We start from the raw sequence: 12,438 nt of genomic DNA, 5'->3' as shown, positions 1-12,438 counted from the left end.
GGGCCAGAGCCCGGGCGGAGCGGATGCGGATGAACACGTTGCAGGCGCACAGAGACGACATGCGGCTCACCTTAGGAAGCGCTCGGCGCGCGGCGCAACCGAATTTCGGCGCGGCATCGTGGCCGTCGCCGATCCGGCTCACGGCACCGGCCGGGACCGACCCGATCGGGATCGGGGACCGTCGATCGGGTCGGTCGCCGACGGCTAGGCGGGCCGGGTCCTCGGCAGGACGCCGGACGCCGTCCGCAGGGTGGCGACGGCGGACGCGGCGGCGGTGACGGCACTGTTGACGGAGATCTCGCCCCGCATGCCCGGCGCGGCGACCATGTCGCCCACCAGGTACACCCCGTCGCCGCGGTCGATGGCGTGCCGGTCGCGCCAGGTGCTGCCGGGCCGGTCGTTGGCGCCGGTCCGGTTCTTCGCCGTCGACGTCCGGTGGAAGGTGGTGCGGGAGCGCCAGTCCGGGACGGTGGCGTCGGCGAGGGCTTCCAGCCTGCGGTGCGCCGATTCGCGGGATTCGTTGTCGCGCACCGGCATCTGGAGCTGGAACAGCGACTGCCCCGCGGGCGCGATGCTGTCGTCCTGCGCGGTGTAGCACTCGTGGAAGCCGCCCTGGTCCAGGTCGAAGACCACGAACCGGTCGCGCCGGTCCTTGGTCACCGCGAGATCGAGCAGCGCGGCGAAACCGCCGGTGCCGCGCAATGTCTCGTCACCGAGCAGCCGGCGCGCGGCGTCGAGATCGGTGGCGACGATGACCGGCCCGTCGGCCGGCAGCGTGTCGATGCGCGATCCGGTCTCGATGACGACGCCGAGCTCGGTGGCCCGCGCGATCATCCGGTCGAGGACCCGCTGCCATCCGCCCCGCACCCACCGGACCCCGGGGACACGCGCGCCGAGCGCACGCTGGAACAGGTCCCAGACGAACGCGGCCGACAGGGCGCCGGTGTTCGCGTCGTAGGTCACCACGCTGATCGCGTTGGCGACGTGGGTGGCGGTGCGCTCGTTCCAGCGTTCGGACGCCCAGCTGTGGAAGTCGACGTCGACCGGCGCGCGCAATCCCCTGCGGGCCTGGGCGCGCAGCATGCCCGGCGACGGCACGTGCCGGATCCGGCCGTCGACGCGGAAGCCGACCTTGGCCGCGTCGGCCGGGCCGGGCCAGCCGAGCCCGGCGACGAAGCCGCGCTCCTTCAGCCAGGTGTAGTGCGGTCCGTCGGCGTAGAAGACATGGGCGCCCTCGTGGGCGACATGCGGTGGCGGGGTCGCACGGCCCCGGCCGCCCAGCGTCCGGTGAGCCTCGTGCAGGCGTACCGGCACGCCGGTCTCCGCGACGGCGATCGCGGCGGTGAGACCCGCCAGTCCGCCCCCGACCACGGTGATGGTGGTGTTCATCGTCGGTCCTCTCCCTCGGTGTCCGCCCAGTCGAGCCGGGCGGCGATCATCTCTGCGGTGGCTCTGAGGTAGCGCTCGGCGTCGACGTTCGCCGGATGCCCGCCGTCGAAGATGTCGCGGATCAGCCAGAAGTGGGCGACCGCGCCGACGAGGACGGCGGCGGTGGCATCCCAGTCCTGGTCCCGCCCGCGCGGGCCGGCGAGTTCGGTGAGTCCGCGGGTGACCACCGACATCACCACGGCGTACTCCTCCTGCCGGAAGACCTCCAGCATGGGAGCCGGAATCGAGTTGTCCCGCAGGAGAATCCGGGTGACATCGCGGCCGTGGTCGAGCCGGGCGAGGCCGATCCGGCACAGTGCCTCGAGCTGGTCGACGGTCGAGCCGGACGGCGCGGCGGCGGCGAGGGCCGCGGCCATCGAGAAGTCCGGTGACACGTACAGCTCCCACTCGCCGCGGTCGCCGAGCTTCGCCGCCACCGCCTGCACCAGCAGTTCGTCCTTGGACTTGAAGTGCCGGTAGAGCGCTCCCGAACCTCCCGACAGTCCGGCGGCCCGTTCGATCTGCGCGATCGAGGTCTTGGCGAAACCCTGCTCGCCGAACAGGCGCAGAGCCTCGGTCATGATGCGTTCCCGCGAGGTCGGGGCCACGGCACCTCCGTCGTTGTAAGTAACCACTTACTTACACTCTGATCCCGATCCGGCCCTGGCGCAACCCCGGGCCCCGGTCAACGGCCGGATGACCGGGCGAAGAGCAACTTTCTCGCAAATTGGAGATTCGGTGCGGTCAACCCGGGTACCCAGCGGTGGACAGGTAGCGGGCGGGAAGAAGCGAAAGGATGTGCTGTGGATATCTCCGTCGTCGCGATCGATTTCCAGCAAGGTTTGTCCGACGCGTGGAGTTCGGTCGCGCAATTCGTGCCCAAATTGGCCGCCTTCGTCGCCATCCTGCTGATCGGCTGGATCATCGCGAAAGTGGTCGCCAAGGTCGTCGACGCGGTGCTAGAACGCGTGGGCTTCGATCGGCTGGTCGAACGTGGACAGATCAAGAAGATGCTGTCCAAGAGCAAATACGACGCCTCCGATCTCCTCGCCAAGATCGCCTATTACGCCATCCTGCTGATCGCCCTGCAGATCGGTTTCGGGGTCTTCGGGCCCAACCCGGTCAGTGATCTGCTCACCGGCATCGTGGCCTGGCTGCCCAAGGCGGCGGTGGCGATCGTGATCGTGGTGATCGCGGCGGCCATCGCGCACGCGGTGAGCGAACTGGTCACCTCGATGCTGGGCGGGCTGTCCTACGGGCCGATGCTCGGCCGGATCGCGGCGGTGTTCATCTGGGGTATCGGCATCATCGCCGCGCTGAACCAGATCGGGGTCGCGACCTCGGTGACCACGCCGATCCTGATCGCCGTGCTCGCCACCATCGGCGGCATCCTGGTGGTCGGTGTCGGCGGCGGCTTGGTCCGGCCGATGGAACAGCGCTGGAGCAGCTGGCTGGGCAACCTGGAGGCCGAGATGCCCGCGATGAAGGGGCAGGCCGAGGCCTACCAGCGCGGACGCGAGGACGCGGCCAGGGTGAGCGGTCAGGCGGCACCCGGTGCGCACGCCGAGAACGCGCAGCAGTGGGTCACCCCCGGTGCGGGTTACCCCGAGCCGGGGCGCCAGGAATGGGGTGGCGAAACAGCTCGATGACCGACCGGCGCCGGCGCTTCGCCCACCGATACGGAGGCGAAGCGCCGATTCCGGTGTCTCAGGCGTGCCGGCAGACCGCGGCCAGGCGCAATTGCAGCCAGTCGGCCTCGGACCAGGACGCGGGGGCGACCGCCAGCAGGCCGCCCGCGTATTCGGCGACCTGGTCGAGCAGCCCCCTGGCATAGCCGGCGAGCAGAACGGTGAGCGGTATCCCCGTCGATTCGCCGACGCCGAACGCGAGAATGTCGCGCACCGCCGCGGCGTGCTGATCGAGTTCGGCCGACAGGCCGGGATTGTCCGCCGCGGCCAAGGCCGCGGGAATTCCATACGTGGTATTCAGTTTGTGCAGATGACGTCGTGCCGAGAATTCGAGCAACGCGGGGCCGGGCGAAAACACCACCAGATGGTAGCAACAGGGCGGATTCGCCCCGGCGGCGAACTCGGCGCAACCGCGCATTCCGATCGAATTGTGTTGAGCGCAACCATGGTCGAGCGCCCAGGAGTCCTGCTGGACTGCTGACATGGCCACCGAACGCCGCACCCTGAAGACCGTCACCGGGGTGAGCGGATCACCCGACGTGTACGCCGCCGCGCTGGATCCCACCCGGTCGACCCTGGACGAGGCGGTGCGCGTCGCCCGGATCGCCGAGGAACACAAGATCGGCGCGCTGTTCGCCGCCGACCTGCTCGCCTTCGGGGCCCAGGGCGCGATCGGCGCGCAGGAACCGATCGTCCAGCTGGCCGCGCTGAGCGCGGTGACCACCCACGTCGGCCTCATCGCGACGGTCACCACCACGTTCCACCACCCGTACAACCTGGCCCGGCTGTTCGGCACCCTCGACCACGTGAGCAACGGCCGTGCGGCCTGGAACGCGGTGACCTCCTCGCTCGGCGAGGAGAACTACGGCGACGCGGACCTGCCCAGCCCCGAGCGGCGCTACGACCGCGCCACCGAGGCGCTCACCGTGGTCAACGCCCTGTTCGACAGCTGGCGGCCGGGCGCGCTGCGGCCCGACGGCGCGGGCGGCACAGTGCTCGACGCGTCCCTGGTCCGGCCGATCGACCACGCGGGCGAACACTTCTCGGTCCGCGGGCCGCTCAACATCCCGCCGCTGCCCCAGGGCAGGCCGGTGCAGTTCCAGGCGGGGCAGTCCGCGGGCGGTATCGAGCTCGGCGCCCGCTTCGCCGAGGTGGTCTTCACCTCGCTGCCGACGCTGGAGGACGCCGTCGTCTACACGAAGAAGATCCGGACCCGCGCGCGGGAGCTGGGCCGCGCCGACGGCCTGCCGCTGATCTTCAGTTCCTTCCACGCCACCTACGGCGCCACCGAGGCCGAGGCCCGGCGGCTGGTGCGGGAGGCGGCCGAGGCCACCGACTTCGACGCGGGCCGCCGTCAGCTGGCCGACATGCTGGGCGGCGGACTCGACCTGTCCGAGCTGCCGCTGGACAAGCCGATACCGGAAAGCCTCCTGCCGCAGCTGGATTCGGTGCGGCGTCGCCGCGGCCGGGTGGAGATCTTCAGCAAACTGGCCGCCACCGGCGCGACGCTGCGCGAGCTCGTCGTTGCCGCCAAGGACACCGGCCACTGGGCCGCCGCGGGCACGCCCGAACAGCTCGCCGACGCCATCGAGGAGCGCTACCGGGCCGGCGTCCTTGACGTGATCTCGCTCGGCGGCCTCACCGACCCGCGCACCGGCGACTTCGTGCTCAACGGACTGCTGCCCGAGCTGCGCCGCCGCGGCCTGGTCGACACCGACTACCTCGGCGGCACCTACCGCGAGAACCTGGAACTGCCCCCGCCGGCCTGACGCTCAGAACGGCACCTCGGTCGTCAGCAGTCCGGTCCCGCTCGCCCGGCCGGACAGGATCCGGCAGAACTCGACGGCGTCGAGCTCGAGCGCGGGACCGTCGCCCTCGGCCCAGCTGCCGCCCGCCGGGCCGTGCAGCGTGAGCCGGTAGGGGCTGCCGTGGCGCTGGGCCCATTCGCGCACCACGCCGTCGACGATGCGACCGTCGTGCTCGGCGGACAGTTCCAGCGGCCGCCCGGTGGCCCGGCTCAGGTCGACGCGGTGCATCCACGGGTCGCGGGTCAGGATCACCTCGGTCAGGTAGCCGACGGTCCAGCGTTCGTCGACGCCGTTCACCCGTTCGGCGCCGGGCATCGGCAGCTTGCGGACGAGGCCGGGCAGCCTGCGCCGAGCCGCCGCGGCGCGGGGTCCGAGCTCGGCGAGCAGCGCGGTCAGCTCGGCGGGTGAGCGACCGCCGAAGAGGTCGACCTGATGGGCGGTGAGTGCGTCGATGCGCGGCTGCCCGGGTTCGCAGCGCCGGTCGGCGGCGCGCTGCTGCCGGACCATCTCGGGGAACGACGCGGTCATCGCCGCCATGCCGACGACATGCGAGAGCATCTGGCGCACAGTCCATTCGGGACAGTCGGTGGGACGGTCCCAGTCGGCGGGGTCGAGCGCGGCCGCGGCGCGGGCGATGCGCTCGTACTCGGTGGCGGCCAGGGTCATCGATTCCGGACGTGGTGAGGCGCTGCGGCGGGGCCGGGTGGGCGCCGGGGTGGTGGTGGTCATGGGTTCCCTCGGATCAGGCCGGCAGGCCGACGCTGTCGGCCCACATGGTCATCGCGCGTTCGATCAGCCTGCGCCTGCTGTCGCCGGCCGGATCGTTGGCGAGTTGCTGGTCGATGAGGCCGCCGATCAGGCAGAACCAGATCTCGATGTCACCCCGATCGGTGACACCTGCCTCGGCGAACAGGTCTACGGCGGCGCGCACCACCCGTTGCGACGGCGCGAACGCCGCGGCCGACGGTTCGAATCCGGGCACCGTGCGCTGATTCATCAGCTGGTAGCGGGCCAGATCCGCGACGGCGAAATCGAAGAAGCTGTAGGCCACCGCCAGCAGCCGGGCACGCGGAGCGTCGGGCAGATCGGCGGTGACCCGCGCGGCGTGCTCCTCGTACTCGGCCCAGGCCTGGCCGAACATCGCGTCGTAGATCGCGTGCTTGGCCGGGAAATGCGTATACAGCGACGGCGCGCGCATGCCGACCCTGGTGGCCACCTCGCGCAGGGTGAGCTGGGCCAGTCCGTGTTCCCTGGCGACATCCCACGCGACCTGCAGAATCTCCCGCCGTGTCGCCTCACGGCGTTCGGCTTGCCTATCGCGAGTAGTTTCACCTAACACGATTAGAATTGTGACGCAGATCACGACCGGGGTCAAGGGTTTCTCGCTGGTCGCCGGGTGCGGCGGACTTGCGTCAACGGGGTGCCGGGTGGATTCTGGGCGGGTAGTACCGACTCGAGACAACTTTCGGCTAACCAGCTAGGCGAGCGAAAGGGCCCGTTGTGGACGTCACCGAACCGGCCATCCAGCTGCTCGGCCTGACCCCCGTCATTCCCGCGGCCGCGGGCTACGCCGCCCGTGCGGGCGTGAACCGGGGGCTGCGGTCCCCGTACGCCCCGCTGCTGGGCCGATTCCTCGCCGTGATCCTGTGGGGCTGCGGCGGTATGGCTTCGCTGACCGTCCTCGGCATCCCCACGGCGATCACCGTCCCGATCGCGCTCACGGTGCTGACCGTCGTGGTGGCGGTACTGGCGCTGGCCTTCGCCGGCGGCCTGATCCGGCCCGCGCCCGCGCGGGAGCCCGGGCAGGGCCTGATCATCCGCGGCTGACTAGCGGAAGGCGTTCGCGTCGGTGAGCGCCTTGCCGAGCACCAGCTGATGCACCTCGGCGGTGCCCTCGTAGGTGAGCACCGACTCGAGGTTGTTCGCGTGCCGCAGCACGGGGTAGTCGAGGGTGATTCCGTTGGCGCCCAGGATCGTCCGGCACTCGCGCGCGATCGCGATGGCCTCGCGGGTGCTGTTCAGCTTGCCCGCGCTGATCTGCTCGCCGGTGATCTCGTGCCGGTCCTTGAGCCGGCCCAGGTGCAGCGCCAGCAGCTGGCCCTTGCCCAGTTCCAGTGCCATGTCGGCGAGTTTGGCCTGGGTGAGCTGGTAGGCGGCCAGCGGCTTGTCGAACACCTCGCGGGTGCGGGCGTAGTCGATCGCCGCGCTCAGGCAGTCGCGGGCCGCGCCGAGCGCGCCGAACACGATGCCGAAGCGGGCCTCGCTGAGGCAGGCCAACGGCGCGCTCAGGCCACGGGATTCGGGCAGCACGGCGTCGGCGGGCAGCCGCACGTCGTCGAAATCCAGTGCGGCCGTGAGGGACGCGCGCAGCGAGAGCTTGCCGTGCAGTTCGCGGGTGGTGAAACCCGGTGTGCCCGCGGGGACCAGGAAGCCGCGCACCCGCGGCTTGTCGGCGCCCTCGTCGACGTAGGCCCACACCACGGCCACGTCGGCGACCGAGCCGTTGGTGATCCACATCTTGGAGCCGTTGAGCACCCAGTCGTCGCCGTCACGCACGGCCCTGGTGCGCATGCCGCCCGGATTGGAACCGAAGTCGGGCTCGGTGAGCCCGAAGCAGCCGATCAGCTCGCCGGCCGCCATGCCGGGCAGGTAGTGCTGCTTCTGCTCCTCCGAGCCGAAGAAATGGATGGCCGACATGGCCAGCGAGCCCTGCACCGACACCATGCTGCGCACGCCGGAATCGACCGCCTCGAGCTCCTGGCAGGCCAGGCCGTACGCGGTCGCGGACATGCCCGCGCAGCCGTAGCCCTCGAGGTGCATGCCGAGCAGGCCCAGCTTGCCCAGTTCGGGCGCGAGCTCGCGGGCCGGGAAGGTGCCTGCCTCGAACCACTCGGCGATGTGCGGGCGCAGCCTGCGCTCACCGAAACGGGTCACCGTGTCGCGGATCTCGCGCTCCTCCGGGGAAAGCAGCGGGTCGATCGCGAACAATTCCTCAACAGTCACCATGGCCGCAGCCTAGTCCGCCGCGCCCGCGCAATACCCCAGCGTTTCGGCCCGGATCCGGCCAACTAGTCTGAGGCCATGAGTGAGCTGGGATTCTCGACCAGGGCCATCCACGCCGGATATGAACCCGATCCTCAGACCGGTGCGGTCAACGTGCCCATCTACGCGAGCTCCACCTTCGCCCAGGACGGCGTCGGCGGCATGCGCGGCGGCTACGAATACGCGCGCACCGGCAACCCGACGCGCACCGCGCTGGAGGCCAACCTCGCCGCGCTCGAGTCGGGCAGCTTCGGCCGGGCCTTCGCCTCCGGCATGGCCGCCACCGACTGCGCGCTGCGCGCCACCCTGCGCCCGGGCGACCACATCGTCATCCCGGACGACGCCTACGGCGGCACCTTCCGGCTGATCGACAAGGTCTTCAGCCAGTGGGGCATCGAACACTCGCCCGCCCACATCGCCAACCTGGACGAGGTGCGCGCGGCCATCCGCCCCAACACCAAGCTGGTGTGGGTCGAGACCCCCACCAACCCGCTGCTGAGCATCGGTGACATCCCCGGCCTGGCCGACATCGCGCACGCCGCGGGCGCCAAGCTGGTCGTCGACAACACCTTCGCCACCCCGTACCTGCAGCAGCCGCTGCTGCTGGGCGCCGACATCGTCGTGCACTCCACCACCAAGTACCTGGGCGGGCACTCCGACGTCGTCGGTGGCGCGCTGATCACCAACAGCAAGGAACTCGACACCGCGTTCGCGTTCCTGCAGAACGGCGCGGGCGCGGTGCCCGGCCCGTTCGACGCCTACCTGACGCTGCGCGGCATCAAGACCCTCGCGGTGCGGATGGAGAAGCACTGCGACAACGCCGAGGTGATCGCGGAGTTCCTCACCAACCACCCGGCCATCTCGCAGGTGGTCTACCCGGGCCTGCCCACGCACCCCGGCTACGAGATCGCGCAGAAGCAGATGCGCCGCAGCGGCGGCATGATCTCGGTGCGGCTGGCCGGCGGCCGGGAGGCGGCGCTGAAGTTCTGCTCGCGCACCGAGATCTTCACCTTGGCCGAGTCGCTGGGCGGCATCGAATCGCTCATCGAGCACCCGGGCGCCATGACCCACGCCAGCACCGAGGGTTCGGCGCTGGAGGTACCCGCCGACCTGGTCCGGTTGTCGGTGGGCATCGAGGACATCAGCGACCTGCTCGCCGATGTCGAGCAGGCGCTGAGCTGACGGGACACCCACACATGACGAAGCGGCCGCATCCGAGTCTCGGATGCGGCCGCTCGCGTTCGGGTTCGTTCGGTGCGGGCTCGGGCTCAGCCGTGGTACGGCTCGGCGCTGACCAGCGTCACCTTCATCGTGTTGCCGTTGGGCAGCGTGTACTCGCGGGTCTCGCCCACCTTGGCGTCGATCAGCGCGCCGCCCAGCGGGGAGTTCGGCGAGTAGGTCTCCAGGTTGGTGGCGCCGAGGCCCTCTTCGCGCGTGGCGATCAGGAAGGTCTCGGTATCGTCGGAGTCGCCGTCGTAGTAGACGGTGACGACCGAACCCGGCAGGGCGACACCGGACTTGGTGGGGGCGACGCCGACCTTGGCGTTGTTCAGCAGCTCCTGCAGCTGGCGGATACGCGCCTCCTGCTGGCCCTGCTCCTCACGCGCGGCGTGGTAGCCGCCGTTCTCCTTGAGGTCGCCCTCTTCGCGGCGCTCGTTGATCTCGGCGGCAATGACCGGACGATTGGCAATGAGCGAGTCCAGCTCACTCTTGAGCCTGTCGTGCGACTCCTGGGTAAGCCAGGTCACATTCTCGGTCATCTCGATCACTCCCTAGTAGTTGTTCCCGGCGCACCGGGATTCCCTGAAACCAGCACTTACCCACCGATGAAGCGGGCATGCGCCAGCCCGACGGCTGGAGCGATCCTGGGGGTGAACCCGTAACCCGGAAACAGCACCGCTGGCCGCCAATGCAGCAAACACGGCTCCGAGCCCCGGAACCGTGTATCAGCCCATTTTAGCATGTCTCACAAAGATGCAGGTCAGGTGCGATTGTGGCTGCTATTCGACGCGGAGATAGCCCGGTATCTGCTCGGTGCAGCCGTAGATGTCGCCCGCGGAGGCGCGCGCCGAGGACTTGACCGTGGTGGTCACCTGCACGCTGGTGGAGTCGGAACCGGGGACGAGCACCTCGCGCCTGCCGACCTCGGCGCCGTCGCGATCCATGGCCCGGACGAAGCAGACGACGTCGCGCTGCGGGGTGTCTCTGGTCACCTTCATCCGCACCGACAGCGTCGAATCGTCCACCACGACGTAACCGAGCTGCTCGGTCTCGATCGCCTTCGGCCCGTATTTCTGGAAGCCGAGGTAGGCCACGCCGAGCCCGGCGACCACGACGCCGATCCCGAGAACGACCAGCGGCCACAGCCGACGCGCCGGGGGTTTGGTGCCGTAGCGATCGGCGTGTCGCGCGGCGGCCGCGGCCGAGTCGGCCGCGGCGTCCGGTGCGGGCTCGGTCATCGGTTTCACGCTCCCGGGGGTGGTCGGAACAAACGGGGGGTCGGATGGAACTATAGGGAACGAAGTTCTGACACCCGCGAGCGAGAGCGATGGTGAGCGAGACGTGAGTGGCCTTCGCCTCATGGCGGTGCACGCCCACCCCGACGACGAGTCGAGCAAGGGCGCGGCGACCACGGCCAGGTACGCGGCCGAGGGCGTCGACGTCCTGGTCGTGACGTTGACCGGTGGCGAGCGCGGCAGCATTCTCAACCCGGCCATGGACACCCCCGGCGTCCTGGACCGGATCGAGGAGGTCCGGCGCGAGGAGATGGCCGCGGCCGCCCACGCGCTCGGTGTGCGGCAGCACTGGCTCGGCTACGTCGACTCGGGACTGCCCGAGGGCGACCCGCTGCCGCCGCTGCCGGAGGGCTGCTTCGCGCTGGTCCCGCTGGAGGAGTCCACCGAGGCGCTGGTGCGGATCGTGCGCGAGTTCAAGCCGCACGTGATCACCACCTACGACGAGAACGGCGGCTACCCGCACCCGGACCACATCCGGTGCCACGAGGTGTCGGTCGCCGCCTACGAGACCGCGGGCGACCCGGACAAGTTCCCCGACGCCGGTGCTCCGTGGACGCCGTCGAAGCTGTACTACGACCACGGCTTCAGCATGAAGCGCCTGGAGACCTTCGCCGAGGAGTACGAGCGCATCGGCGAACCGTTCCCGCTGCAGGAGTGGCTGGACCGGATGCGGCAGTTCAAGCGCGGTGACGCGTGGGGCCGGGTGACCACCCAGATCGAATGCTCGAAATACTTCCCCCAGCGTGACGACGCCCTGCGCGCGCACGCGACCCAGATCGATCCGAACGGGGCGTTCTTCGCGATCCCGTTGGAGATGCAGCAGCGGCTCTGGCCGACCGAGGAGTTCGAATTGGCCAAGACGAGGGTGAGCACCGCCATCCCGGAGACCGACCTGTTCGCCGGTATCGAGGACGCCGACCGGTGATGTTGGTCTACCTCGCGCAGAACACCCCGACCGGACCCGAGTTCGGCAAGGCGTCCCCGCTCGGCCTGCTGGTGATCCTGATCCTGCTCGCGGGCACCGTGCTGCTCGTGCGCTCGATGAACAAGCACCTCAAGGGCCTGCCCGAGACGTTCGAACCCGAACATCCGGAACCGGACCAGAAGGCGGACGAGGGCACCGAACCTGGCGCCATCGAGCCGGAAACCGGCAAGGGCGCCACCGAGACCCCGAAAACCGAGTGAGCTAGGGCAGCCGGGCGATATCGGTCACCAGCTCGCCGACCAGGTCCCTGGCGGCGGCCGCGTGCTCGGCCAGCTGCCGCGGCGCCCCGGCCGCGCTGAGCTCGATCATCTTGTTCATCAACCCGAAGATGACGACGAGCCTGCGTAGCGCGGCCCTGCGCTCGGCCGCGGTCAACTCGGTGCTCAGTGTCTCTGTCCCCGTCACGTGAGTGTGATCGGCGCACCGCCACACAACGTTTCGCCGCGGCACCGCGACCCGGGGTGGACCGGCCGCACGGGCGGATCCACGCACCGGGCCGTGCGGTCACCAGTCGATGAGGTCGAGTTCGTGCAGGCGGCGGAAGACCATCATGGAGCCGGGGGCCACGTGGTCCATGGCGGCGTATTCGCCGACGGTGAAGTAGCGGAATTCGGCGATCTCGCCGGTGGCGCGGGGCTCGCCGGTGAGGTCGCCGAGGAAACAGGTCATGTGCAGGCCGGTGTTCCTGCCGTGGCCGAACGCCTCGGCCTCGAAGATGCCCAGTTCGGCGACGCCGGACACCCCGACGCCGAGTTCTTCCTCGATCTCGCGATGTAGCGCCTGTAAGGGGGTCTCGCCCGGATCGATCTTGCCGCCGGCCATGTAGAAGACGTCCTTGCCCTCCGGGCGCGTCTGGATCAGCCTGCGGTCGCGGACATGGGCGAGGGCGGCGGTGCGGATCATGGGCACAACATTATGGGGCGAGGCGCCGCGGCTCACGTCGAACCGCCCACGCCTCGCCCCGGTGTCTG

The 12,438-nt window shown here is 70.0% G+C and carries 16 protein-coding genes; 6 read left to right on the top strand and 10 right to left on the bottom strand.

The window, feature by feature from the left end:
* Window positions 1-204: 204 nt before the first annotated feature.
* Together EL493_RS30675 and EL493_RS30670 are read right to left on the bottom strand one after the other, a co-directional pair.
* Window positions 205-1,389 carry an NAD(P)-binding protein gene (locus EL493_RS30675; RefSeq protein ID WP_019049025.1) on the bottom strand — a complete coding sequence of 395 codons (1,185 nt, stop codon included), beginning with the start codon at window positions 1,387-1,389 and terminating at the stop codon, window positions 205-207.
* Window positions 1,386-2,036, bottom strand: a complete 651-nt coding sequence (locus EL493_RS30670; protein WP_019049024.1) for a TetR/AcrR family transcriptional regulator — start codon at window positions 2,034-2,036, stop codon at window positions 1,386-1,388. Before EL493_RS30670 ends, EL493_RS30675 begins: the two co-directional genes overlap by 4 nt.
* Before the next feature lie 195 nt (window positions 2,037-2,231).
* Here EL493_RS30670 and EL493_RS30665 point away from each other — a divergent pair, with 195 nt between their 5' ends.
* On the top strand, window positions 2,232-3,077 hold the full coding sequence (locus tag EL493_RS30665; protein ID WP_019049023.1) for a mechanosensitive ion channel family protein: 846 nt from the start codon (window positions 2,232-2,234) through the stop codon (window positions 3,075-3,077).
* 58 nt (window positions 3,078-3,135) lie between these two features.
* Here EL493_RS30665 and EL493_RS30660 read toward each other — a convergent pair whose 3' ends face one another.
* Complete coding sequence (locus EL493_RS30660) at window positions 3,136-3,474, bottom strand: DUF6401 family natural product biosynthesis protein (RefSeq protein ID WP_030201054.1); 339 nt, start codon at window positions 3,472-3,474, stop codon at window positions 3,136-3,138.
* Between the two features lie 124 nt (window positions 3,475-3,598).
* On the opposite strand from EL493_RS30660, the gene EL493_RS30655 reads away from it, so the two are divergent.
* Window positions 3,599-4,885 carry an NtaA/DmoA family FMN-dependent monooxygenase gene (locus EL493_RS30655; RefSeq protein ID WP_019049021.1) on the top strand — a complete coding sequence of 429 codons (1,287 nt, stop codon included), beginning with the start codon at window positions 3,599-3,601 and terminating at the stop codon, window positions 4,883-4,885.
* A 3-nt stretch (window positions 4,886-4,888) separates the two neighbouring features.
* Here the strand turns inward: EL493_RS30655 and EL493_RS30650 are convergent, their stop codons facing one another.
* Together EL493_RS30650 and EL493_RS30645 are read right to left on the bottom strand one after the other, a co-directional pair.
* A complete protein-coding gene (locus EL493_RS30650; protein ID WP_019049020.1) occupies window positions 4,889-5,653 on the bottom strand; it encodes a maleylpyruvate isomerase family mycothiol-dependent enzyme in 765 nt (254 codons plus the stop codon).
* Window positions 5,654-5,666: 13 nt separating this feature from the next.
* Window positions 5,667-6,263 (bottom strand): TetR/AcrR family transcriptional regulator, encoded by a 597-nt coding sequence (locus EL493_RS30645; protein WP_074965398.1) that lies wholly within the window; start codon window positions 6,261-6,263, stop codon window positions 5,667-5,669.
* Between the two features lie 161 nt (window positions 6,264-6,424).
* Between EL493_RS30645 and EL493_RS30640 the strand changes: the two genes are divergently transcribed.
* Window positions 6,425-6,751 carry a hypothetical protein gene (locus EL493_RS30640; RefSeq protein ID WP_019049018.1) on the top strand — a complete coding sequence of 109 codons (327 nt, stop codon included), beginning with the start codon at window positions 6,425-6,427 and terminating at the stop codon, window positions 6,749-6,751.
* On the opposite strand, the gene EL493_RS30635 is transcribed toward EL493_RS30640, so the two are convergent.
* Entirely contained in the window at window positions 6,752-7,930 is a 1,179-nt protein-coding gene (locus EL493_RS30635) for an acyl-CoA dehydrogenase family protein (protein ID WP_022565808.1), read from the bottom strand. It lies immediately after the preceding gene.
* Between the two features lie 75 nt (window positions 7,931-8,005).
* On the opposite strand from EL493_RS30635, the gene EL493_RS30630 reads away from it, so the two are divergent.
* Entirely contained in the window at window positions 8,006-9,148 is a 1,143-nt protein-coding gene (locus tag EL493_RS30630; protein ID WP_019049016.1) for a cystathionine gamma-synthase, read from the top strand.
* 86 nt (window positions 9,149-9,234) lie between these two features.
* On the opposite strand, the gene greA is transcribed toward EL493_RS30630, so the two are convergent.
* Window positions 9,235-9,726 (bottom strand): transcription elongation factor GreA, encoded by a 492-nt coding sequence (gene greA, locus EL493_RS30625; protein WP_030201047.1) that lies wholly within the window; start codon window positions 9,724-9,726, stop codon window positions 9,235-9,237.
* Between the two features lie 240 nt (window positions 9,727-9,966).
* Entirely contained in the window at window positions 9,967-10,425 is a 459-nt protein-coding gene (locus EL493_RS30620; protein ID WP_019049014.1) for a DUF4307 domain-containing protein, read from the bottom strand.
* 121 nt (window positions 10,426-10,546) lie between these two features.
* Between EL493_RS30620 and mca the strand changes: the two genes are divergently transcribed.
* Complete coding sequence (gene mca, locus EL493_RS30615) at window positions 10,547-11,407, top strand: mycothiol conjugate amidase Mca (protein WP_019049013.1); 861 nt, start codon at window positions 10,547-10,549, stop codon at window positions 11,405-11,407.
* On the top strand, window positions 11,407-11,667 hold the full coding sequence (locus tag EL493_RS30610) for a hypothetical protein (protein WP_019049012.1): 261 nt from the start codon (window positions 11,407-11,409) through the stop codon (window positions 11,665-11,667). The genes mca and EL493_RS30610 overlap by 1 nt, the downstream gene beginning before the upstream one ends.
* 1 nt (window position 11,668) lies before the next feature.
* Here EL493_RS30610 and EL493_RS30605 read toward each other — a convergent pair whose 3' ends face one another.
* Both EL493_RS30605 and EL493_RS30600 read right to left on the bottom strand, forming a co-directional pair.
* The gene (locus EL493_RS30605) at window positions 11,669-11,872 is read right to left on the bottom strand and encodes a hypothetical protein (RefSeq protein ID WP_019049011.1); all 204 of its coding nucleotides are present in this window, start codon (window positions 11,870-11,872) and stop codon (window positions 11,669-11,671) included.
* A gap of 99 nt (window positions 11,873-11,971) precedes the next feature.
* Window positions 11,972-12,370, bottom strand: a complete 399-nt coding sequence (locus tag EL493_RS30600; RefSeq protein WP_022565809.1) for an NUDIX hydrolase — start codon at window positions 12,368-12,370, stop codon at window positions 11,972-11,974.
* Window positions 12,371-12,438 lie beyond the last annotated feature (68 nt).

The organism is Nocardia asteroides (assembly GCF_900637185.1).
Classification (GTDB): domain Bacteria; phylum Actinomycetota; class Actinomycetes; order Mycobacteriales; family Mycobacteriaceae; genus Nocardia; species Nocardia asteroides.
This window is presented reverse-complemented; position numbering and strand designations above follow the sequence as displayed.